Origin of the sequence: Pseudorhodobacter turbinis, from assembly GCF_005234135.1 — a bacterium.
GTDB classification, from domain to species: Bacteria; Pseudomonadota; Alphaproteobacteria; order Rhodobacterales; family Rhodobacteraceae; genus Pseudorhodobacter; species Pseudorhodobacter turbinis.
In genome coordinates, this window is record NZ_CP039965.1 from 1,442,669 (window position 1) to 1,463,754 (window position 21,086).

The window sequence follows — 21,086 nt, forward strand, 5'->3', positions numbered from 1 at the left end:
CCGGAGCGGTGATGAATGGTCATCGCAATGACGGTTAGAGAGTGGTTCGCCGCCGCCGCGGTGGCTGTCCCCAGTTTTAAACCAGTTGAAACTGCCAAGGAGGTTGTTGGCCAGTCTTTGGCCTGGAAACAAGAGCGCTACCCCGTATTCGTCGGCAAGCGTAGACCAACCCGAGCCGACATCATAGCTTTCCGCCGACTAGGTGCTGCCATGCAGCACAACGACGAGCGGGCCGTTCTTGGGGAAGTTATCCGGAATATAAGTGTCCGCACTCAGCGAGCCGGGGTCAGTTCCAAAATTGTCGAGGACAGTTAATCGATTTCGAAGATTTGAGGATATCGAGATGTGGTCTCCTATTCTGGAGCCCGTTATTGGTCACCACGGATTAAACGCACCGGTCGGCAATTGGTTCCCGCCCGAGCACGGCCTGTGCAGGCGCGCGTATTGCCGGTCGCTTCGGTCGATTAAGGTTTGTTCGGCTGGAAGGGCGGGAGCGGGCCTTCGCTGCGGTGGTGCCCAAGGGCGGCAGTGCGGACTTTTGGGACCTTGATTCAATGTGCTCCAAGGTCCGCTTCGGTGAGCCGTTAATCAAATGGTCCTTTTTGGAACTGTGTGTGGCGCAAAAATCAACAATATAGTCAAATGGATGGTGGTGACAGAAATGTACCACTTGGCTTTGTGTCATTGACCGAGAACTTGATGTTGATTGGTATGGCGGCCTGGATGCTCTCGAAACTGTGATCCGCTAGCATTTGACCCTCCACTTACTGGAAGGCTTAGCTATTACCTTGTTGGGTTCGCATCTGCGCCCACTTTGCATTCAAACCCCAAGGAAAAATCAAGATGAACTTTGTGAACTTATCCCTTGCAACAGCGCTCGCAGCGGCAGCATTTTCGCTCCCCGCTTTTGCTCAAGATGCCGAATTCCAGCTTCCTGAGCATTGTATCACATCTACCGAAATGGGTGAAATGGACCATTCAGCCATGGGCCATAGTGATGGAATGACGGGGTCTGATAGCGTTGACCTCAGCACCTCCCCTGAACATGTTCAGAAAAACATGCGCAAGATGATGATTACCATGCCTGCCATGGAAAAAGGCATGATGAATGAAGATCCCGATGTTGCGTTTGCTTGTGGCATGATTGCGCATCACCAAGGTGCAATAGACATGGCGCAGGTCTTGCTGGACCATGGCGATGATCCCGAAATGATCAAGCTTGCCAAGGAAATCATGGACGCACAGGTTGGCGAAATTGAGCTTATGAAAAATTGGCTGGCCATAAACGTGAACTGATCTGAGACGGACTGCAAAGTTTTAAACTGTGCAGCCCGTCTAAAAAATTTCAATTTTGGAACGTTCAAAATGGGCCCTTTTTGGAAGGGGCACTATCGAAAACCGCACAGAAAAATTATGTTAAAAAGACGGGGAGAGTATTATCGCAACATAGGCAACGATCTACCTTAGGATTTTTAGAGCATCAATGCGTTGTGTCCTAAGAAAATTTCTTCGTTGAAAACATATGGCTGATCGCGCATCTCGCATTCTGAAATTCTATTCTCATGGGTTCTTAGAATACTATTATACAACTCGAATGAACCTCTGAAAAAGAGTAATCCGTCCTTCTTCAAAAGCTCCATAGCGCCAATAAAAAATTGAAGATCGTAGGCCAGTTTGTGAAACGCATAAGAAAGCCTTCCGGTCATGAGAGCAGCATTACTTGCATCCTTAGGCTTTTCCAAAAGAGACAGTGTTTCGCACACCAATGACAATGTAACAAACGAGTGAAACCTAACAACAGTTCCCATTTCTTCGGGCGTGCGGTCATGATGATCGACAGAGAAAGATGACGCGGTTCTTGCGTCCACATACAAAGAGCAGTTTCTACTTATTGAATCTACAGTGGCATGCCCTGCTTGATGAACTAGTTCCTCCAAGATATGATATGGACCGCTTTGCTGTTCGATGTTTATGAAAATTACTCTTGGAAGCTGTGGGTGGTAGAATGAATTTCTCGCGGTGCTCCTAAAAATTACTACATGGTCAACGCACAATTCCAGCAAAGAAGAGATGCCATTTAGAGCAACTTGCCCATGAAGCATATTCAAAGCGGACATCACAGAATTCTCAGAGTTAATTTCCCACTTCGGATCATTAATTGATTCGAAGCCTCCATTCGTTAAGAGCCAGAACTTTTTATTTGTGCAATTATCTGACAAATCCAAACATTCGACACAGCCACGAAGTTGTGAATCTAGCATGGAATGTTCACGCTCAAATACGGTAGGTGTTCGCAGCTTCTGTAACAGTAGCTGCGAAGGCTTGTTCAAGTTAAGCTCCTTTGGGGGAGGGGAGACCTAGCAGCTTGTCCAAGTCTTTGAAAACCTGTTCCAGTTCAGGGATCCATATACCGGTCTGTTTCTGAATTATAACGTGGCACGCCTCATACCCTTTTCCCGCCAGCATATCCGACGTTAGTCGTTCTCGGACTTCTTTGGGCATATCAAAATTTGCAATTTCTGTCAGATGAATTTCAACAGGTTTAAATCCTTCTTTCATAATTCTCTCCATGAATCTTTCATTGTGAACGATCTTATTAGTAGTGCACAACTTTAAGTAAAAAGATACAAATTAGTTTCTAGCGCGGGTAAGTAAGTTTTCTTCGTTGTCTAAATTTATAGTGTTTAATAGGTGTTGTTCAGGTTTTCGTAAATTTATCAAGTAAATGAGCGTATGCTGTTGCAGTGATCATTCTAAAAATGATCCTTTTTGGCGCTCTTATGATAGCTGACATCCATACATCACGCAGCATCCGTCAATCAGGGCTCGAACCTGCCGTTAGCCACGCTGTCCATGAAGGTTCGATTCGGAAGCGGCGGCGCTGTGTGCCGCGTCCCTTCAGAAGATGACCGGGCCTCACCCCAGAACCTCCACGACCGGCAGAGTCACTTCGCTCGCCACAGCCCCATGCCTGATCTCCACCCGGTCAGCGTCAGAACGCACCAGCGTCAGGAAATGCACTTTTGTGCCAAGCGGAACCGGCTCACCAAGGTTTGAGGAGATCGTCAGACGGTGGTCGAGCCCATCCGTGACGGCGGCAGTGATGGTCCGGAGGCCAGCGCGCGACACGATCGAGGGGCCGCGTGCGAGAACAATACCGTTGGCGTCGGCGAGCGTGGCATCGACGGCATAAAGGAGGACCGCGTTGGCGGTCTGCGCACCATCAGCGCCACCACTGGTCGCCAACTTGTATTTGCCGCTGGCGGTAATTTTTCCGAGCACTGCGCCGACCGGGTAGGGCATGCCCACCAGAAGGGTTACGACCTCGCGGGTGTAGTTCGGGTTGAGCTCATATTTGAGGACATCGCCCATGCTGGGCGGTTCCGTCAGGACGGGCATTGGTCAGTCTCCATGTTATTGTGGGTTGCGACGTGGGCGCTGGATCAACGCTTGGCGTCGGTCGCAGCTTTTTTGGCGGCGGCAATGATCGGGCTGTCTTTGGCGACCGCCGCTGCCGGGGCGGTCGCGACAATGCCAGCAGCATCACTGCGGGCGGCAAGGTCGGCCAGCACGCGCGCGCGCAAGGCTTCGGGCTTCAACCCGCGTGATACCGCGTCGGCAGCGTCGATGGACACACCCAGTCGGGCGGCCTGAGCACAGACTTGCGCCACCTCGGCCGCCTCGGCGCGCACGGCGTCGACAGTCATCGTGGTGGCGTCTGAGGTGATCGCGCTCGCAGCGATGGTCGGTTCGGTTGCGATTGGTGCTGCGGCAAGTGGTGCTGAGTTCGGGGTGTCGGCGGGCGTGGTGGTCATCGTTGGACCCTTTCTGTTGGAGGAAGTGGTGTCGCGCGGGGCGGCAGCGAAAGCGCGGAAGGCGGTGACGGGATCCGCAAGTTCATCGGCAAGACCGACGGCAATGGCATCGGCGCCGCGGAACACAGCTGCTTCTGTGGCAAGTGCCGCCGCTTGGCTGAGGCGATCCCCACGACCTGCGGCGACGGTTTCTGCAAAGAGGAAGCGGACGACCTCCAGTTCACGCTGCATCTGGTTATGCACGGCCTCGGGCAGGGGCTGGTAGGGATTGGCGTCAATTTTGTGCACGCCCGCATGGATCAGCGTGACGGCGATGCCCTTTTGATCCAGCGCGCCGCTCATGTCGGTGTGCAGGGCGACCACGCCGATGCTGCCGACCGCCCCGGTGCGCGGTAGAATGATGCGGTCCGCCTGAGACGCCAGAACGTAGCCAGCTGACAGGGCGTGTTCAGCGATGAAGGCGTGGACCGGCTTTTGCGCTCGGGCGGCACGGATGCGATCCGCCAGATCGAAGGCCCCGGCGACCTCACCTCCAAAGCTGTCGATATCCAGCGCAATCCCACGCACGCCGGGATCCGCGATAGCCGCCTGCAATTGTGCCGCGATGCCCTCGTAAGACGTCAGGCCCGAAGATTGCCCGATCCAGGCGCCACGGTGCACAAGTGTGCCCGCGATTTCGATCACGGCAATGCCGTCGACCACCGGGTAGGGTTGGCTGCCGTTGCGCTGGTGACGCTGGGCGAGATCATTGCCGAACAGCGAAGCGCGGGCCGGGAGGGCAGCTGCAGCTTGGTCTTCTGCCACCGCCTCCAGCCCTTGGAAGGTGACCTCCTGCCCGGTGATGCGTGGCCCCAGCCCGGACAGGAACGCCAGCGCCTTGGCTGGGTCCACCATCAGGGGCGTGTTGAAGGCGCGCTGGGCGATCTGCGCGTGGTGCATCACGGTTCATCCTTCGGGTCGGATTTGTCTGCAGCGTCATCCGGCGCATTGTCGTCTGCGTTGTCGTCAGGCTTGCCGTCTTTGCTACTTGCAGCACCCGGTCCCTGCGCCGGGGATCCCGGACGGCGGAAGTCGAGGCCCAGCGCCAATTCGCGTTTGCGCTCGGCAGCAATTTCGCGGTCGACCTGTTCGGCGTCATAGCCACGTTCAGAGATGGCCTGCGTGCGAGATTTCAGCCCGGACTCGATCTGCAGGATCTCGGCGGAGGCGTCCTTCATCGGGTCGATCCAGTCCCATTTTGTCGGCAACCATGTGCAGGACTGATATTGCCGCCGCTGGCTGTCATAACCGGGAAAATCAATAGCACCGGACAGCACCGCTACATCCATCCATCGGGCCCAAACCGCACGACACAGCTGGAACACCAGCACGCCATGCTGCCAGGCCGAGATGCGGCGGCGGAATTCGATCAGGGAAATCCTCGTGTTGGAGAAATTGCCCTTGGCGGTGTCGCCGGTCAGATAGCCATAGGGGATGCCGAGTGCGGCTGCGATTTGCAGCAGGGTTCGGTATTGGAATGGCTCGTAGGTGCCGCCGGAATCCGGGGTGGCGGGCGTCGAGATATCCTCGCCGGGATCCAGCCGTACCACTTGGCCAGGCTCAACCTCCAGATCCTCGTCGGTCGGGTCCAGCGGCGTTTCCGGGGCGGGTGAAGTGATGAACATAGCGAACATAGCAGCGATCTTTTTGCGCTCCAGCTCTGCATCGTCGTAGAGGTCCAGCGTGAACAGTTTCACGATGGCAGCGGCAAAACGTGACACGCCGCGCAACTGGCCTGCTTCGACCGGGTCCATCACATGGATCACATCCACGGCGGGAACACGGACGGTCTCATTGGTGATCCGAGCTGCCAGAGATCGCCCTCCACCGACACCGGCGTGACCGGCGGTTCGGGGATGTCATCTTCGCCCTCGACCGCGCCGCCTTCCGCTTGATCCGGATCGCGCAGCAGGGCATCCAGATCCTCGTCAGTGATACCCAGCAGCGACAGGTCGAAATCCTCGGCCAGCAAGCCCGCGATTTCGTCGCGCAGCATCGCCTCGTCCCATTCGCCCAACTCGGTCAGCTTGTTATCGGCGATGCGATAGGCGCGGCGCTCGGCCTCGTCGAGATGGCTGAGCCGGATCACCGGCACGTCCTTCAGCCCGAGCATGGCGGCCGCCAGCACCCGGCCATGCCCCGCGATCAACTCGCCATCGTCGGCTACCATGCAGGGCACGGTCCAGCCAAACTTCGCCATGCTGGCCGCGATCTTGGCCACCTGATCGGTGCCGTGGATTTTGGCATTGCGGGCGTAAGGGCGCAGCCGGTCAAGCGGCCAAGTCTCGATCTGGCTCGGTGCAAAGACCAGGTCCATGTTGTGGCTTTCATTTGGGGCAGGGCGGTTAAGCGCGATGCGCGCCGGGCGATGCCAGCGGCAGGATCGGGATCCGCGATGTGGGGAATTACGAAAGCGCCCGCGAGGGGGGGTAATCCCCCCCGAAAGTAAGGGGCTGCGGAAGTAGAATTTTCTCGGCAAGATGAACGAGGAGATTTTGAATGAAAATGACCAGATATAGCGAACCCCAGATCCTTGCGATCCTGCGCCAAGCCGAAGGTGGTGTGCCGGTGGCCGAGCTTTGCCGTGAACATGGCATGAGCAATGCGTCGTTTTACAAATGGCGTGCGAAGTATGGTGGCATGGATGCATCCATGGTCAGCCAGATGAAAGCCATGGAGGAAGAGAACCGCAGGCTGAAGCGGATGTATGCAGATCTGAGCATGCAGGCGGACTTATTGAAGGAAGCCCTCGGAAAAAAGTAACGGGGCCATCTCAGCGCCGCGAGATGGCCGAAACGGCGGTAGAGCGACGGGGCGTCAGCATCGCGCTGGCGTGCCGGGCCTTCGAGGTCAGCGAGACCTGCTATCGTTACAGCCCGAAGCTGAAAGACGAGAACGAGGTGATCGCCGATCTGCTGACAGGGCTGACGGATGCGCGCAAGACTTGGGGATTTGGCCTGTGTTTCCTGCATTTGCGCAACGTGAAGGGGCATCCGTGGAACCACAAGCGGGTCTACCGGATCTACTGTGAGCTGGAACTGAACCTGCGCATCAAGCCGCGCAAGCGGCTGAAACGGGAGAAGCCTGACGTTCTGGCGGTCCCGAACAGACCGAATGTGACCTGGTCCATGGACTTCATGGCGGATCGCCTCGGCGACGGCAGGGCTTTTCGGCTTTTGAATGTGTTGGACGACTTCAACCGCGAAGGGCTGGGGATCGAGGTTGATTTCTCGCTCCCTGCCGAACGGGTCATCCGCAGCCTTGATCGCATTATCGAATGGCGCGGAAAACCGGGCACGATCAGGGTCGACAATGGGCCGGAATATATCAGCGAAACACTGAGAAAATGGGCTGAGAAACATAGTGTTACGATCCAGCACATCCAACCCGGACAGCCCCAGCAGAACGCCTATGTCGAGCGCTACAACCGGACGGTTCGGCATGAATGGCTGGATCAATACATCATCGAAAGCATCGAGGAGGCTCAGGATCAGGCCACACAATGGCTCTGGACATATAACAACGACCGCCCGAACATGGGCATCGGCGGCATCACACCCGCTATGAAACTGAAAATGGCCGCGTAAGTTCTACAGATGCACCCCGTTAAAAAGGGGGCGATTACCATACCGTCCTTGAATTCAATCCCCTGGATGATCTCAGGCATACGGTTTGCGCCGTCGAGTTTGTGTCATTTGGTCTGGGCTGACAGCATCAGCTTGAACGCCATGACAAGGCCCGTTTTGCGGCTGAGGCATCCTTTGGTTTTGCCGGTGCGATGCCGAACCGTGGCGAAGGTGCTTTCGATTGGGTTGGTAGTTTTGATGTGTTTCCAATGCTCAGCAGGAAAATCATAGAACGCCAGTAGCACGTCGCGGTCTTTGGTCAATTTGGCGACGGCCTTGTCGTATTTCACACCATATGTCGCGACGAAGTAGTCGAATGCAGCCTCAGCGTCGACACGGGTTTCAGCCTGCCAGCCTCTCGGGCCATTGCTGCGCAACGCCCTGTCGGCCAGTGGATATCGTGCAGATGGCCCTTTGCTTTGGCCTGAACCATGAACCCGGCGCGTGCTAAGGCATCAATCAAAGAACTTGACCAATGCGATTAGAGAACTTCAGTGGGGGCATGCCATTCACTCTACTGCCGCTCTACTGTTGCTATGCTGCAATGCGGCCCACCGAAGGGGACATTCGCTGCTCCTGCGAAATCAGGTTATCTGCGGATCAACAGTTTGCGGGACAAACCGGTCCATGCCTCCCCATAGATCAATGTCCAATTTCGATCGACTGCAAACCCCGCAAAAAGTGTCAGGTATAGGAAGTAGATGGTTGCTGTGGGGGCGCTCGGCAACGGAGGAATGTGGGATCAAATCTTCGATATACGCAGCCTTCAAAACGAAAACGGTGCGCAGTCATTCCTGCGCACCGCGTTGTTAAGGCCAAGTTGGTTTAGAAGGTGCCAATTGACCAAAAAAAGGTTTCGCCTGAGCTGTCATCGACGCCGTCGTTATCCGTGCTGGCCCAAGCTGCGCCATCTGCAAAAATCGCCAGACCTTCGACTTTGTCCACGACATAGCCGTTGCCAGCCTGTAGGTCGGGGATCAGATCGTAAACGGCTTCTTTGCTCACAATAGGCAATTCGCTGCCAAGGAGTGCTGGAACCATCTGGTCGCCGGAAATGCGATAGACCATTTTGATCGCGGCATTGTCGCCGATCTGGTTATCACGCTCGATGACATAGACGTCACCTGCGTAGGCTACGATTTCAGACAGCCCGACCCAGCCCGTATCAGCCGCAGCTGTTGGATACAAAACCGCGCCCCATTCACTTGTTTCAATGTCATAGGCAACCAGCTTTACGTGATTGGCAGGATCGTCTGCCCATTCACGCTGAACTGCCATCCAAAGCGTTCCGTTGATAAGTGTGATGCCCTCAATCCCGAACCGGCGTTCGACCGCGAGAAGCTCCACAGGCAGGCTGATCTCTTTGTCAATTTCACCGTCGCTGTTGACGTGGTAAATTCCATGTGGGGTCATCCGATCAGTGCGACCTTCTGAGGCCAGCCAGAAGCCACCTTCGCCGTCTCGTGTGATGCCTTCGAGGTCAAGCTTTTGCGCCGCAAAGCCGCCGCGCGTGACGGGCATGGCATTGGTGATCTGTGCAGGTTTCACAGTGGTGTCGATGGTGAAGATCGTCGGTTGGTAGCTGTAAAAGCTGTCGTTGATGGCGTAGACAATGCCGTCCTCACCCGCGACCATGCCTGAAATTGCGCCCCAGCCGATCAATTCATCCGCACCCGCAGATGTAAGTTGCGGATAGGCAGCGGGTGCGTCTTGGTATTCATAGATCATGACGTGACTACGAATGCCGCCATCCTCGATCAGATCTGCTTCGTTGGCTGTGACGAACAGGCCGCGCGACGGGATCGCGATGGCACCTTCAGGTGCAATCCCGGACGGGAGCATTTGCGTGAGGACCGGTGCGCTGGGATCCGTGACGTCATAAACACCAACTACTGAGGCGCGCTCGGCTAGGATAAAAGCATAGGGTATGTCGTTGAAAATGGCGAATTCCATGCCCTCGGGCTCTGCGCCTTTGGCGTCTGAGCGTTTGTCGGGGTAGTGGCCAATCTGGACGATGGCATGCTCAAAGCTGTTGCCTGCTTCAAAAATTTCGGTGCCGTCTTTGTTGAAAATGGTCCAACCACGTGCGCCGCCGTCCATATCGCCTTCATTTGCGATAGCGAAGTGATCCGTGTCGATCCACTGGACGCCATCCGGTTCACGCAGGCGGCCTTCTTGGGTTTGGGTGAACAACAGCGCGCCGCGCTCATCCGTTGTGTCAATCTCAGTGAGATCGACAGATCCGGCTGAGAAGTGGTTTAGAATCTCCCCTGTCTGGGTCATGACCACGATGTGGTTGTTTTCTTGCATCGTTACGACGATTTCACCCGCGGCGTTCACATCCACAAACTCTGGCTCAGGATCATTAGGGCCGATGTCGGCCAGGCCATTGACGTCTATCTGCACCATACTGTCACACGCTGGGACGCCGTTTTCGATGCCGATGGTTACAACATAACCACCCGGCATTTGACCAAGGCCGCCTTCGCCCAAATCTTCGTCACGTTCATTTTCAATCGCAACGGCGATAAAGCTGCCATCGGGTGCGGTCGCGGTGCTGTCTGGCTGACCGCCGAGATCGCAGGCGGATACTTCTTCCATGGTTGTCAGGTCGAAAGCCTTCAACATCCCCGATGGTGCTGTGTAGCTTTCCGATGTGTTCACACCAACCATGGCGATATTGCCCAAAACGGACACGGCCGTCGGTTCGCCGCCAACGTCGATATTGCCTTTCGCCAAGGGTGCGGTGGGATCCGTGATGTCGATCAACCCGATGACGCCGAGCGGGCTGTCAGAATAAACCAGCGTCATGCCGTCGCCTGAAGCGCTGATGATCTCGGCGGATGACTCCGCTGACGCGTCTTGGTTATTGGCAAATGTCGCAAAGTTGCTGATGCGGTTGAAGTTCATTTCAGCCGCAGCACCCGTCGCGGTGATCGCAATGACTGACGTCATGCCGAGTAGTTTTAGTGACATTCTTGTTTCCCCAAAGTGATAGCTTTCGCGCGCACTGTTGGGGCGTTTCATGACGGCGAGGTGAAGGTTTTGTAACGGCCTAATGAATACTTCCGGCCGCTCGAAGTGATAAGAAAACGGAGGAACTTGTTTTCAAACCTTTCACACAGCGACCTCTCTCCGGTGAACCGCAAGCGAGTTGCATGCCTAAAACCTGGCGAGCGGTTATGAAGGCATTGCCAAGTTGCTCAGTCCTACTGGATTGGCTAGACGGTGGCGCATGAAATCACCGGGCACAATGCTACGCCTTAAGGGGTTTCGTCACCCCGGTAAAATCATCGGTTACGCGGCCTGGGCGTACCATCGGTTCGCGCTGAGGACTGCGGATGCCGAGGATCTGCTTGCCGAACGTGGCCTGATTGTCAGCCGGGAAGCAGTCCGTCTCTGGGTCAATCGTTTCGGGGCTCATTGCATCCGCCGCGACCGGCCACGGCCGAATGACAAGTGGCATCTCGATGATGGCGCTGCCCGGCAGCGCTTGCCTGCATGTGCGAGAGGGTCGTGTTCCGATCAATGGCGTGAAGCATTGGCTCTGGCGCGCAGTAGACGCCAACGGCGACGTGATCGATGTTTTCGTTCAGACGCGCCGAAATGCCAAAGCCGCCACGCGCTTCATGGCAAGGCTGATCGCACAATTCTGCCAACCAAGGGTTGTCATTACCGTCAAATTACGCAGCTACATCAAGCCGGTTGCTCATCAAGCACCGGACGCCGATCATCTGGCTCAGAAGGGCCTCAACAACAGAATTGAGGGCGGTCACAGGCCCCCGCGACGACGAGAAAAGGTTCAAGTCGCCCAGACAGGCACAAAGCTTCCGCCTCTCAGTAACTTTATACCGTCATGCAAGGGCAGATGTTTTCTGCCTGTGGGCCGATTATGCCGTGGAGATTGTGGCTTGAAGTCAGCCTACATGACCTTTCAAAAATACGCCTTAACAACTTGGCGATGCCGGTGAAGTAATCTGTAATAATCTGCATTGTAGCGTCGGTTATCGAACGACGTGAACAGAGCATTGCGCATGACGTACAACCCGGCCAGCGGTACTGCCGAGCAGATAATCCTGCAGACCCGGCCGATGCGATGCGATGACGATGCAATCGACTGAGTTCGCCTTAGCCCAGTCGAGAATTGTCCGGCCGGAATGCCCCTCAAGAAGGATACCAGTTCCCGTTTCAAACCGCGACGCCAACGCATCAAGCCGATCCTTTATCGCGACCTTCAGCTTTTCACCGTAGCCCTCAGGCATGTAAGTAATAGCAAAGTTCGGAACTTCCTCTTGTACGTGAAGGATGGAAACGCGAGCACCCTTGTCGGCGAGTATACTTGCCGCCTGAAGGGACTGCTCCGGATCATGCTCGTCGTCAAAACCGACGGCAACAAGGATATGCTTGTACATGTTGACCTCCAAATATGATTACTCTGGATAGACCGGGTAGATAAGACTTGCATTGATTCAGATCAGCCAGACGATGACCCGCAACACAAAGGACACGTTGTTGGCGTTGAGCCCATGGTGCCGGGCAGTCGCTCTTTAATCGAACGGCTGGGGGCGCAAGATCAGTGTACAATCCGTGCAGCGGGCATTGGCGTTGCTTCGGCGGCTTCGGGTGACACAGGGGCTAATTCTCGATTGGATGAGACTATTGAGATTGCACGAGCCGTCGACGGTGCTGGCGCAATCATTCTGGGGTCTGGGGTCTGGGGTCTGGGGTCTGGCGGGCTGACCGGCCGAGGGCCAGAACTAACGCAACGGCACGGTATACCAATAATCGATTGTATTGAGGCTGCGATTTTGCTTGCTGAGGCGGCATCGCGCTGCAACGTTCAAACACCTGATCAAAGTTAGATTTTTGTCTCATTGATCGTCAAAGTCAAAACAATACGGTTGCTGTTAAGGCTACCCGCGTGTGCTTGTGGTTGAGGTAGCATGTGGGTGTCTGGATAGGGCAGGATGTCTCTGAAAGTTTAGTTTCACATGGTCTTGGAAACCAGATTTACGTTACCTGTAACGAGGGGGTGATTTATCTGCGAACTCAGGCATCAACTTCATGCTCGGCGGCCGCAGCCCTACAGGCAACCAGGCAGCTTTCACCTTCGACAATGAAGATCCCGCACAGATCTGGGTCAGTATGGGGAAAATAACATCGGATTGCCGTGGCTGTGCTTCGAATTGCGAGCATGTCATGTCGAGCCTGCAAGCTCACAGTTCGGTTCATGTTCTCGTCGAGACTGGTGATACTGTGCGTTCCCCCCCCCCCCCCGAGGGTGCTCCAGCAAGGCGACCGCAGATTGCATCCCTGTTTTCGCCCGCTGACAGGGCCTGCCCCCTTAAGTATGGCAAGATATTGCGGAGACCTGTGGTCCGGGATTTGCATTAGTATTTACTGCGGCCGACACTGGGATGTTGCGAACAGCCACGACCAAGACTTTATTATGCAGGGGCGTCATTGCGGATGAGGTGGCGAAACGCGCGGGGGTGCGATTTTAAACGTCGGGTGTTCGATCCACTTTTCCCGACCGCACGATAGGGTACATCCACATGCCCTTAGCAATCCATTTACGAATCCGCGCCCAAGCCTTGACCCCATTAGATATGGCTGTTCGGGAATGCAATTTCCCTTTTTTGCTATTTCCGTCATAAAGGGGGTAGGAGGACACTATGTTTAACGCCTGGAAGCAAGAAAAAGCCACTGCGGCACTCGTTGATGCGGCCAACGCGCTCTCCAACAAGCTGGCCGAAGCAAAATCGCATTTTTTGGAAAGTCACGCCGCGTTTACTACGTTTTGGGCAGCCACATATCTTGCCCAAGGGCAGAATTTGTACGGCATGATCGACTGGACGCCTAGAGAGGTCTCGCGTTTTGTCTCTAAAACGCAGACAAAAATCGCCGCCCTGCGCAAAACACGCGAGTATGACAGTAGCGACGGGCTGTCTGTCTGGCTTCATACGGCACGCGCTGTATCAGAGCCCCGAATTGTATCTGATGTTTGCGACATCTGGCGGCAGATAGTGAACGCTGGCCCGAATGCAGAGTCTATGGCCGTCGACCTATTGCAAGACGCGGGCCTGCCTGTTGATCTTGACGTCCGCGCACCAAAGGGGTTTGGGACGAAAGAATAGGCTTCTGGGCTGCGTGACTGGCCGCTGGTCTAGGATTTCTCCACAGTCATGTGTACTCTCGTAGGACCCGTGTCACAAAGCAGCCGCCCCCAAATGAGCTTAGGTATGTTAACATTTTCAAGGTGCTGTCAGTAATTTATCAGTATAGCTGAATATTTTAACTTGGGCATTGCGAAAAAAAATGGCCTAGAGATTCTTCTCAGATCAACTTCTTCAAACGAAGCTGCGCAGATCAGGTAGATTGCGGCGGTTGCGGCCTCCCCGCAACCAACACTAATTCGTCAATGTTATCAATGGCCTGAGATTTACTTCTCGGGCCTTGATTGCCTTTGGACCCCAGACTCAGGATCAGAAGCTGCGCCAAAGCGCCTTCGAGATGAATTGCGAGTTTGCCGTCGGGTTTGGTAGGCTGAAGCACGATGCGGTCGATCAGGCCGCGCAATGCTCCCTTTGCCTCCAGCATACCGTCGGGTTCCTGAAGTTGCCGGATCAGCGTAGCGACCTTGTCGCGGTAGGTCTCTGCCAGTTTCGGGTGTAGCCGGATGGGCGACGGGGCCGGATCGCGTTCCATCTGCGCCTCAAGCTCGATCCGGCGGGCATCCAGCGCGATCATCTTGTCCTTCACCTGCTCGGCGGGAACGCCTGCGATGATGGCATCGACCAGCTTTGCGTGGTCTGCCTTTGTCTTCGCCAGCTCCTTTTCCAACGCACTACGATTTTGCGATGCTGTCGCTTGCAGGCGGTTGCGCTCCTTGGCGTATTCTTCGCAGAACACCTTCAGGGCATCTTCATCCATCAGGTTGTCTTGCAGGGCTTTGAGGACAAGCTCCTCCAGTTCGACCTGTGAGATCATAGCCATATTAGTGCAATATGCCTTGCCTTTGTTGCGGGCTATCGAGCAGCCAAAGCTATTTTTGTTTACCTTCGAGAACCCGCCGCCGCAGCACCCACAGGCCATCAAGCCAGAGAACAGGGTCCGGGGCCTGCGCCTGTCCCAGATTGGAACGTCTGAGTTCTTTACCTTCATGGCCCCTTGTCTGGCTCTTACCGCGTCCCAAAGTGCATCGTCGATGATCCGCAGGTCCGGAACGTCGGTGATTACCCAGTCGGCCTCTGGATTGAGCCGAGACACGCGCTTGCCAGTGTCGGGGTCTTTCACATAAGCCAGTCTGTTCCAGATCTGCCGTCCGATGTAGAGCTCGTTGTTCAGAATGCCGGTGCCGCGCTCACGGTTGCCGTGCAGGGTTGATGTGCCCCAGCCACGCCCCGTTGGGCCAGTGATGCCGCCCTCGTTCAATTTTTCCGCAATCTTGCGCGGGGAAAGGCCTGCCGCGTAATCAGTGAAGATGCGCCGCACCACGTCTGCCTCGATAGGATCAATCTTGCGGTCACCCCTGATCGGCTCACCGCTGGCATCATAGTGAATGACATTTTGATAGCCGAAGGCCTTGCCGCCCGCTGATTTACCGGCGAGGGCACGCCCTTTGAGGCCACGATGGGTTTTGATGGCGAGGTCTTTGATGAATAGGGAGTTCATCGTGCCTTTCAGGCCGATGTGCATCTCGGAAATCATGGCTTCGCTTACTGTCTCGATCATGATGCCTCGAAACTGCAGTTTTTGGAAGATCGCGGCGATATCAGCTTGATTGCGCGACAAGCGATCAAGTGCTTCTGATGAGACAACATCAAAGACGTTGCCTTGTGCGTCTCGCAATAATTTTTGAATGCCACTGCGCATCAGGCTCGCGCCAGAGATCGCTTTGTCGGAATAGACTTCAATCACGTTTAAACCCTGCCGCTTGGCATGCTCACGGCAAGAGCGGATCTGGTCGTCAATTGATGCATCGCGCTGCATGTCAGTGGAAAAACGGGCATAGATTACGGCACGAAGAGGTTGTGTCATGGGAATATCCACTTCTGAAATGTAGCTTAATTGGTAGAATGCTTCGAGTCAGGTGTATTATCTAGGCCTGTTTCGTGATCGGCTCTGGCGGCTTCGCGGGCCAGAGCCCGGATCATGGCGAAGAAATGTTCCCGCTGCCCGCCTGTGGCATGGTCGGAAGACACGGCAAGAGGCGATGCATTTGGCACCTCCCTTTCGCATGCATGTCTCTTCCGTTCTCGTGCCATCGGCCGAGGTCTCCTGGCCCCGCGGAAAACCCCGTGGCAGCATCGGGCATGATCACATTCCACCCCCTGTCCAATGACCATCCCGACCTTGTGCACTCACCGCTCCTGCGCGCGGCGCTGCTGACGCTGCAATATACCCAGAAACATGGGTCCATAGGCCTGACCAAGACGAAAGCGTTCAAGCGCGTCTTCGTCCAATGGGCGGTCGAGCATTTTGACTGGCCGGGCTCCAGCGCAGAGGAAATGTTCCGCTACAACAAGGTCATCAATGAACACGAATTCCCGCCGCTCGAGGTGCTGCACTACCTGTTGGTCACCCTGCGCCTGGGGCGGCACTTCAAGGGCGAATTCCGGCTGCCCGCGCTGATCATCGCGCCGAACGCCAATCGCGGGCTCAAGTCGCTCACGGCCAAACGCGACCTGCCTCTGCATCCGCAGCTGGTGGATCTCGGGCTCATTGACCACGCCGCCCGCCAGATCGCCCGGCACGGGCCGCAAGCCGATCTCTTCCTCGACCTGCGGCCCCGCAAGGGCTCGGGGTTCGGAGGTCAGCTCGATTACCGCTTCCGCAAGCTGGTTCAGACCCGGCTCAACGGTAATCCGGAGGGCAAGGTGTTCCACAGCTTGCGGCACTACGTGGCGACGCAGCTTGGCCGTATCGCTGATCTGCCGGAGGCCGTGCGCAAGGATATCCGATCGTGGAGGCCGAGAGCGTCGATACCTGTGTCGAGTGGTCCTGCCGCAGCGGGATACTTCAAAAACCGGCCCAGTTTTCCAGTGGTCCAACATCTGTATTGAAAGACTAATCCGATATTCGAAAGGCTTGATATTCGGAATAGGGCGTCTGATCTCGGGGCAACGGCTGATCCCATGGGGGGCGATTGCGGGCTTGGGGCCAATTTCCGGGTCAAGCCGACAGTCCAACACTGAATTGGGTAACCTCAGATTGAAGGCTCGTAATCCCGGCTTTCGGCGGCGGGTGTCCCGCCTAAACCATGCACGACCTCATCAGCTTTTGGGCTTTGCTCAATCACCCACGTCTCGTGTTGATCACCATAGATTTTACCGCCGTCTTCAAAGATGAACGCGGCGGCAAAGGTGCCCTTCTCTGATCGCAGCAGGCGGCCGAGCCATCCGTGTCCGGGCCTTGGTCCATCAGATACGAGATCCGCTGGTGTATATCGCTCACCATAGGGTCGCTTTTGAGCTGGTTTGCGATCTCTGCAATTCTGGGCGTGGTTGGGTAAAGCTTAGCGGGGAATATTTGCGGGGCGTGCCTGGCGGACAGGCTGATAAGGGCTTTCGCGATACGGCGCTGCAATTGGTAGAGATGTTTCCTGAGCGCATTGTTTGGGGGTCGGATTGGCCGCAGGCTACCGAGGCGGTACGACCGCCTGCTATTTCGATGCTGAACCCGCTTGAGGCTGTAGCCAAAACTCAAAGTCTAAAGCGGCAAATTCTTTGGGATAATGCTGTAAAGTTCTACGGATTCTAGTCTTGGCTTAAAAGAGGTGGTGCTGGCAGCTGTGCTTGTTCGGCGGGTCAAAGGCTTTCTGGGAAGGGCGTTTGGTACCTGCCGGGATTATCACTCCGCCTCACGCATTGTTCGGAATATGCATTTTTGAACAATGCGTGAGGCGGAGCGGGATGCGGACTAGCCGTGGTTTGCCATGCTGGATATCGACAGCGCGGCTTCTTGAAGCGCCTCACTGAGGGTGGGATGGGCGTGGATTGTTCCGGCCAGATCCTCGGCGCGCAAGCCCGATTCAATAGCCAGCGCAAACCCCGACACAAGTTCGGAGACACCAGAGCCCGTAGCCTGAATCCCTAAGATGACATGGTCGGACTCGCGCGCCACGATCCGCACAAAACCTTCGGTATCATCCAGCGTCATGGCGCGGCCGTTGGCACGAAACGGAAATTCGCTTACCTTTGTGGCGACACCTTCGGGTACCTCTGACGGCAACAGGCCTGCTGTGGCAATCTCGGGGTCGGTAAAGCAAACGGCGGGCACACAGGCCTTGTCCCAAGCATTGGCGGTGCCCGCGACAATGTCAGCGACGATTTCACCCTGGGCCATGGCACGGTGGGCCAGCATTGGCCCCGGCGTCACATCCCCGATGGCATAGACGCCGCGCATAGAGGTAAGGCAATGGTCATCAATCTCGATGAAAGCGCCATCATGGCGCAAGCTCAGCTCTTCTAGGCCAAGCCCATCGGTGCAGGGTGTCCGCCCGACGGTAATCAGAACGGCATCGGTTTCCAGCGTTTCGGCCCCATCCGCAGTGGTAAGCCCCAGAATGCTCTTGTCATTGTCCCAGCTCGCCAGTTTTGTGGACAGCTTCAGATCGATGCCAAGCGTTTCAAGCCGACGTTTCACGCCGCGTGTCAGCTTGTCGTCGTATTGCATCAAAATACGCTCGCCCGCCTCGATCACGGTCACTTGGCTTCCAAGTTTCGCAAAGGCCGTTCCCAGTTCCAGCCCGATATACCCGCCGCCAATCACGGCCAGCCTTTTGGGTGGCGTATCCAAAGCAAGGGCCGCAGTTGAATCGAGTATGCGGCCACCAAAGGGGAACCCGCTCAATTCCGCAGGGCGGGCACCCGTGGCAATCACGATGTTCTCGGCCGTCACCAACATCGGGCCCGTCTCGCTTTGGATCTCGACGGTTTTGCCATCCCGAAACCGCGCCCAGCCCTTCACGCTTTTGACATTGCTACGCTCAAGCAGGCCGCTCACGCCGGTGCAAAGCCGGTCTACGATGCCTTGCGACCAGTCTTGCGTTTTGCCGAAATCCAGCTTCGGTTCCGAGACAGTTATGCCCTGTAGGCCCTCTTTGGCTTGAAGGGCCGCGTTGTGATAAAGGTCGGCAGCATGGATCAGTGCCTTGGATGGAATGCAGCCAACGTTGAGACATGTGCCCCCGACGCGCTTGCCCTCTACAAGGATGGTATCAACCCCTAGGCGCGCGGCGCGCGATGCACAGACATAACCACCAGGGCCGCCGCCGATGACCAATAGCGAGCATTTAAGTTCAATCATCGCCCAACTCCATGAATAGCATTGCAGGGGTTTCCAATAAGGATTTCAGCTTGGCCACAAATTCCGCGGCAGCCCATCCATCCACAACACGGTGGTCGAAGCTGCACGACAGGTTCATCATCTGTCGCGGGATAAAGGTTCGCCCATCCCAGACGGGTCGCACGTCAATCTTGTTGACACCGACGATGGCCACCTCGGGTTGGTTGATGATCGGCGTTGTTGCCAAAGCCCCAAGTTTGCCAAGGGAGGTGACCGTCATGGTAGAGCCAGATAAGCTTTCCGGTCCGATCTTGCGGCTGCGGGCGGCGTCAGAAAGGCGTTTGATTTCGCGGGCTGTGGCCCAAAGGTTCAAGGCTTCGGCGTGGGGGACGACAGGCACCATAAGGCCACCATCTGTTTGCGTGGCAATACCGCAATGCAAAGCATCAAAGCGGGTAATAACCCCCTCTTTGGCATCGTAATGGGCATTGATTTCCGGATGGTCGACCACTGTTTCGGCCAAGGCGCGCAGCAAGAACGGCAGGATTGTCAGGCGACCACGATCGGCACCGAACCGGGCGTTCAGCTTGGCGCGCAATTCCTCTAGGGCTTCGACGTCGACTTCCTCAATGATTGAAAAATGAGGGACCTGCTGTTTCGCCTGTGCCATACGTTCGGCGATTTTGCGGCGCACACCTGTGACCCGTATGTCCTCGGTGCCCATGCGGCGTGTAGGGCCCTTAAGCGCACTAAGATCGGGGCCGTGGTTTATAAAGTCTGTCAGGTCTTCGTGCTCGATGCGCCCGGCTTTGCCGCTCCCTCTTAGTTGCCGCAGGTCAATGCCCAATTCGCGTGCCCTGCCCCTTACTGCGGGGGATGCGAGTGGGCGACCTGCGGCATTGCGCACTATCGGCAAAGCGTCAGAGCGGGCCGGTCTGCGCGCGGGGGGCGGAGCGGCAGGTTCTGCCTTGGCTTTCGGGGCGGGGGCAGCAGGTTCGGCCGGGGCGGAAACAGGCGGGGCTGGCGCAGGATCGGCCGGTGTCGAGGTGGCAACGGTTTCGTCGCTGTCGATCTTGATCAGATCGCTGCCGATTGCCAAGATGTCCCCGGCCTTGCAGCCAAGCCATACAACTTTACCACCAATGGCAGCAGGAATTTCCACTGTTGCCTTGTCGGTCGTGACCTCGCAAATAATGTCATCCTCGCGGATTAGATCGCCGACTTTCACCAGCCAATCACTGACTTCGGCCTCCGCAATCCCTTCGCCGATGTCAGGCAACTTATAGGTCTGTTCTGTCAATTTTTAGCCCTCCATGACTTTGGTGATTGCCCGTTTCACACGCTCGGGGCCCGGGAAATAATCCCATTCCTGGGCGTGAGGATAGGGTGTGTCCCAGCCGGCAACCCGCAAGACCGGCGCCTCGAGGCTGTAGAAACAATCGCTTTGCACAAGCGCGGTCAGCTCTGCTCCAAAACCGGACGTCAAGGTTGCTTCATGCAAAACGATGCAGCGCCCTGTTTTGGTGACCGATGTGATGATCGTCTCTAGGTCGAGCGGTACCAATGTGCGCAGATCGATCACCTCGACGTCTTTGCCGGATTCCTCGACAGCGGCCAGCGCCACATGCACCATCGTGCCATAGGTCAACAACGTCACGGCGCTGCCTTCGCGCAGGACCGCAGCCTTGCCTAGCGGAGTTTCGTAATACCCCTCTTCTACATCGCCCATTTCATGCTTGGCCCAGCTTTCGGAGGGGCGGTCGAAATGCCCGTTGAAGGGACCGTTATAAAGCCGCTTCGGCTCTAGAAAAATGACCGGATCGGGGTCGGCAATTGCCGCAAGCAACAAGCCTTTGGCATCGCGTGGGTTTGACGGCACAACGGTTTTCAAACCGGCCACATGGGTAAATAGCGATTCCGGGCTTTGGCTGTGGGTTTGCGCGCCATAGATGCCGCCGCCCGTCGGCATTCGCACCACTATTGGGCAAGTGAATTCCCCTGCCGAGCGATATCGCAGCCGTGCCGCCTCGCTTACGATCTGGTCATAGGCCGGATACATATAGTCGGCGAACTGAATCTCGACGACGGGTTTAAGGCCGAAAGCGGCCATCCCGACTGCGGTGCCGACGATGCCGAGTTCGGAGATGGGCGTGTCAAAGCAGCGTTGAACGCCAAAACGGCTTTGCAATCCGGCTGTGCAGCGGAAAACACCGCCAAAATAGCCGACGTCCTCGCCCATCACGACCACATCAGGGTCTCGTTCCATCGCAACCGCGTGGGCATCGCGAATGGCTTCGATCATTGTCATACGGGCCAT

14 protein-coding genes and 6 pseudogenes are annotated in these 21,086 nt (G+C 56.2%); 7 read left to right on the forward strand and 13 right to left on the reverse strand.

The features are described from left to right. Positions 1–648: 648 nt before the first annotated feature. Together EOK75_RS21500 and copM are read left to right on the forward strand one after the other, a co-directional pair. Positions 649–741: pseudogene (locus tag EOK75_RS21500) on the forward strand (glutaredoxin); the annotation flags it as partial. A 102-nt stretch (positions 742–843) separates the two neighbouring features. Then, positions 844–1,296: a CopM family metallochaperone gene (copM, locus tag EOK75_RS19465; protein ID WP_137195648.1), complete on the forward strand. Its 453-nt coding sequence runs from the start codon at positions 844–846 to the stop codon at positions 1,294–1,296. 176 nt (positions 1,297–1,472) lie between these two features. Here the strand turns inward: copM and EOK75_RS19470 are convergent, their stop codons facing one another. From EOK75_RS19470 to EOK75_RS19495, 6 genes and pseudogenes are all read right to left on the reverse strand, one after another. After that, positions 1,473–2,330: a hypothetical protein gene (locus tag EOK75_RS19470; RefSeq protein WP_137195649.1), complete on the reverse strand. Its 858-nt coding sequence runs from the start codon at positions 2,328–2,330 to the stop codon at positions 1,473–1,475. A gap of 1 nt (position 2,331) precedes the next feature. Beyond that, complete coding sequence (locus EOK75_RS19475) at positions 2,332–2,559, reverse strand: hypothetical protein (RefSeq protein ID WP_137195650.1); 228 nt, start codon at positions 2,557–2,559, stop codon at positions 2,332–2,334. A gap of 525 nt (positions 2,560–3,084) precedes the next feature. Beyond that, positions 3,085–3,399: pseudogene (locus EOK75_RS21505) on the reverse strand (head decoration protein); the annotation flags it as partial. Positions 3,400–3,443: 44 nt separating this feature from the next. Continuing rightward, a complete protein-coding gene (locus EOK75_RS19485; RefSeq protein ID WP_137195652.1) occupies positions 3,444–4,754 on the reverse strand; it encodes a S49 family peptidase in 1,311 nt (436 codons plus the stop codon). Then, positions 4,754–5,656: pseudogene (locus EOK75_RS19490) on the reverse strand (phage portal protein); the annotation flags it as partial. The pseudogene EOK75_RS19490 and the gene EOK75_RS19485, both read right to left, overlap by 1 nt. Continuing rightward, positions 5,653–6,171, reverse strand: a pseudogene (locus EOK75_RS19495) (ParB/Srx family N-terminal domain-containing protein); the annotation flags it as partial. The pseudogenes EOK75_RS19495 and EOK75_RS19490, both read right to left, overlap by 4 nt. 182 nt (positions 6,172–6,353) lie before the next feature. Between EOK75_RS19495 and EOK75_RS19500 the strand changes: the two are divergent. Further along, positions 6,354–7,441, forward strand: a protein-coding gene (locus EOK75_RS19500) for an IS3 family transposase (RefSeq protein ID WP_137192138.1) whose coding sequence is annotated in 2 segments (ribosomal slippage) — positions 6,354–6,615 and positions 6,615–7,441 — 1,089 coding nt in all. Because the reading frame shifts where the segments join, the coding sequence is not laid out codon by codon here. 38 nt (positions 7,442–7,479) lie between these two features. On the opposite strand, the pseudogene EOK75_RS19505 reads toward EOK75_RS19500, so the two are convergent. Both EOK75_RS19505 and EOK75_RS19510 read right to left on the reverse strand, forming a co-directional pair. After that, positions 7,480–7,907: pseudogene (locus EOK75_RS19505) on the reverse strand (transposase); the annotation flags it as partial. Between the two features lie 398 nt (positions 7,908–8,305). Beyond that, complete coding sequence (locus tag EOK75_RS19510; RefSeq protein WP_137195653.1) at positions 8,306–10,456, reverse strand: esterase-like activity of phytase family protein; 2,151 nt, start codon at positions 10,454–10,456, stop codon at positions 8,306–8,308. 259 nt (positions 10,457–10,715) lie between these two features. Here EOK75_RS19510 and EOK75_RS19515 point away from each other — a divergent pair. Continuing rightward, positions 10,716–11,395, forward strand: a pseudogene (locus EOK75_RS19515) (IS6 family transposase). A gap of 89 nt (positions 11,396–11,484) precedes the next feature. On the opposite strand, the gene EOK75_RS19520 reads toward EOK75_RS19515, so the two are convergent. After that, positions 11,485–11,892, reverse strand: a complete 408-nt coding sequence (locus EOK75_RS19520; protein ID WP_137195654.1) for a universal stress protein — start codon at positions 11,890–11,892, stop codon at positions 11,485–11,487. A 1,263-nt stretch (positions 11,893–13,155) separates the two neighbouring features. Between EOK75_RS19520 and EOK75_RS19525 the strand changes: the two genes are divergently transcribed. Then, positions 13,156–13,617 (forward strand): hypothetical protein, encoded by a 462-nt coding sequence (locus EOK75_RS19525; RefSeq protein ID WP_137195655.1) that lies wholly within the window; start codon positions 13,156–13,158, stop codon positions 13,615–13,617. Between the two features lie 232 nt (positions 13,618–13,849). Here EOK75_RS19525 and EOK75_RS19530 read toward each other — a convergent pair whose 3' ends face one another. Then, positions 13,850–15,520 carry a recombinase family protein gene (locus tag EOK75_RS19530; protein ID WP_137195656.1) on the reverse strand — a complete coding sequence of 557 codons (1,671 nt, stop codon included), beginning with the start codon at positions 15,518–15,520 and terminating at the stop codon, positions 13,850–13,852. A 275-nt stretch (positions 15,521–15,795) separates the two neighbouring features. Here EOK75_RS19530 and EOK75_RS21510 point away from each other — a divergent pair, with 275 nt between their 5' ends. Then, positions 15,796–16,545, forward strand: coding sequence for a site-specific integrase (locus tag EOK75_RS21510; protein WP_240794148.1), 750 nt, complete (start codon positions 15,796–15,798; stop codon positions 16,543–16,545). A gap of 376 nt (positions 16,546–16,921) precedes the next feature. Continuing rightward, positions 16,922–17,242, forward strand: coding sequence for an amidohydrolase family protein (locus tag EOK75_RS21910; RefSeq protein WP_168199310.1), 321 nt, complete (start codon positions 16,922–16,924; stop codon positions 17,240–17,242). A 159-nt stretch (positions 17,243–17,401) separates the two neighbouring features. On the opposite strand, the gene lpdA is transcribed toward EOK75_RS21910, so the two are convergent. From lpdA to EOK75_RS19555, 3 genes are read right to left on the reverse strand one after another with little or no spacing between them, the layout of a single operon-like run. Further along, positions 17,402–18,790, reverse strand: a complete 1,389-nt coding sequence (gene lpdA, locus EOK75_RS19545; protein WP_137195657.1) for a dihydrolipoyl dehydrogenase — start codon at positions 18,788–18,790, stop codon at positions 17,402–17,404. After that, positions 18,783–20,069: a dihydrolipoamide acetyltransferase family protein gene (locus EOK75_RS19550; RefSeq protein WP_137195658.1), complete on the reverse strand. Its 1,287-nt coding sequence runs from the start codon at positions 20,067–20,069 to the stop codon at positions 18,783–18,785. Before EOK75_RS19550 ends, lpdA begins: the two co-directional genes overlap by 8 nt. Positions 20,070–20,072: 3 nt before the next feature. Beyond that, complete coding sequence (locus EOK75_RS19555; protein ID WP_137195659.1) at positions 20,073–21,086, reverse strand: alpha-ketoacid dehydrogenase subunit beta; 1,014 nt, start codon at positions 21,084–21,086, stop codon at positions 20,073–20,075.

Coding starts and splice junctions, on each gene's coding strand:
- EOK75_RS19485 (WP_137195652.1), bottom strand. CDS start 4,754: ATGCACCACGCGCAGATCGCCCAGCGCGCCTTCAACACGCCCCTGATG.
- EOK75_RS19510 (WP_137195653.1), bottom strand. CDS start 10,456: ATGTCACTAAAACTACTCGGCATGACGTCAGTCATTGCGATCACCGCG.
- lpdA (WP_137195657.1), bottom strand. CDS start 18,790: ATGATTGAACTTAAATGCTCGCTATTGGTCATCGGCGGCGGCCCTGGT.
- EOK75_RS21510 (WP_240794148.1), top strand. CDS start 15,796: ATGATCACATTCCACCCCCTGTCCAATGACCATCCCGACCTTGTGCAC.
- copM (WP_137195648.1), top strand. CDS start 844: ATGAACTTTGTGAACTTATCCCTTGCAACAGCGCTCGCAGCGGCAGCA.
- EOK75_RS19520 (WP_137195654.1), bottom strand. CDS start 11,892: ATGTACAAGCATATCCTTGTTGCCGTCGGTTTTGACGACGAGCATGAT.
- EOK75_RS19525 (WP_137195655.1), top strand. CDS start 13,156: ATGTTTAACGCCTGGAAGCAAGAAAAAGCCACTGCGGCACTCGTTGAT.
- EOK75_RS19530 (WP_137195656.1), bottom strand. CDS start 15,520: ATGACACAACCTCTTCGTGCCGTAATCTATGCCCGTTTTTCCACTGAC.
- EOK75_RS19555 (WP_137195659.1), bottom strand. CDS start 21,086: ATGGCCCGTATGACAATGATCGAAGCCATTCGCGATGCCCACGCGGTT.
- EOK75_RS19475 (WP_137195650.1), bottom strand. CDS start 2,559: ATGAAAGAAGGATTTAAACCTGTTGAAATTCATCTGACAGAAATTGCA.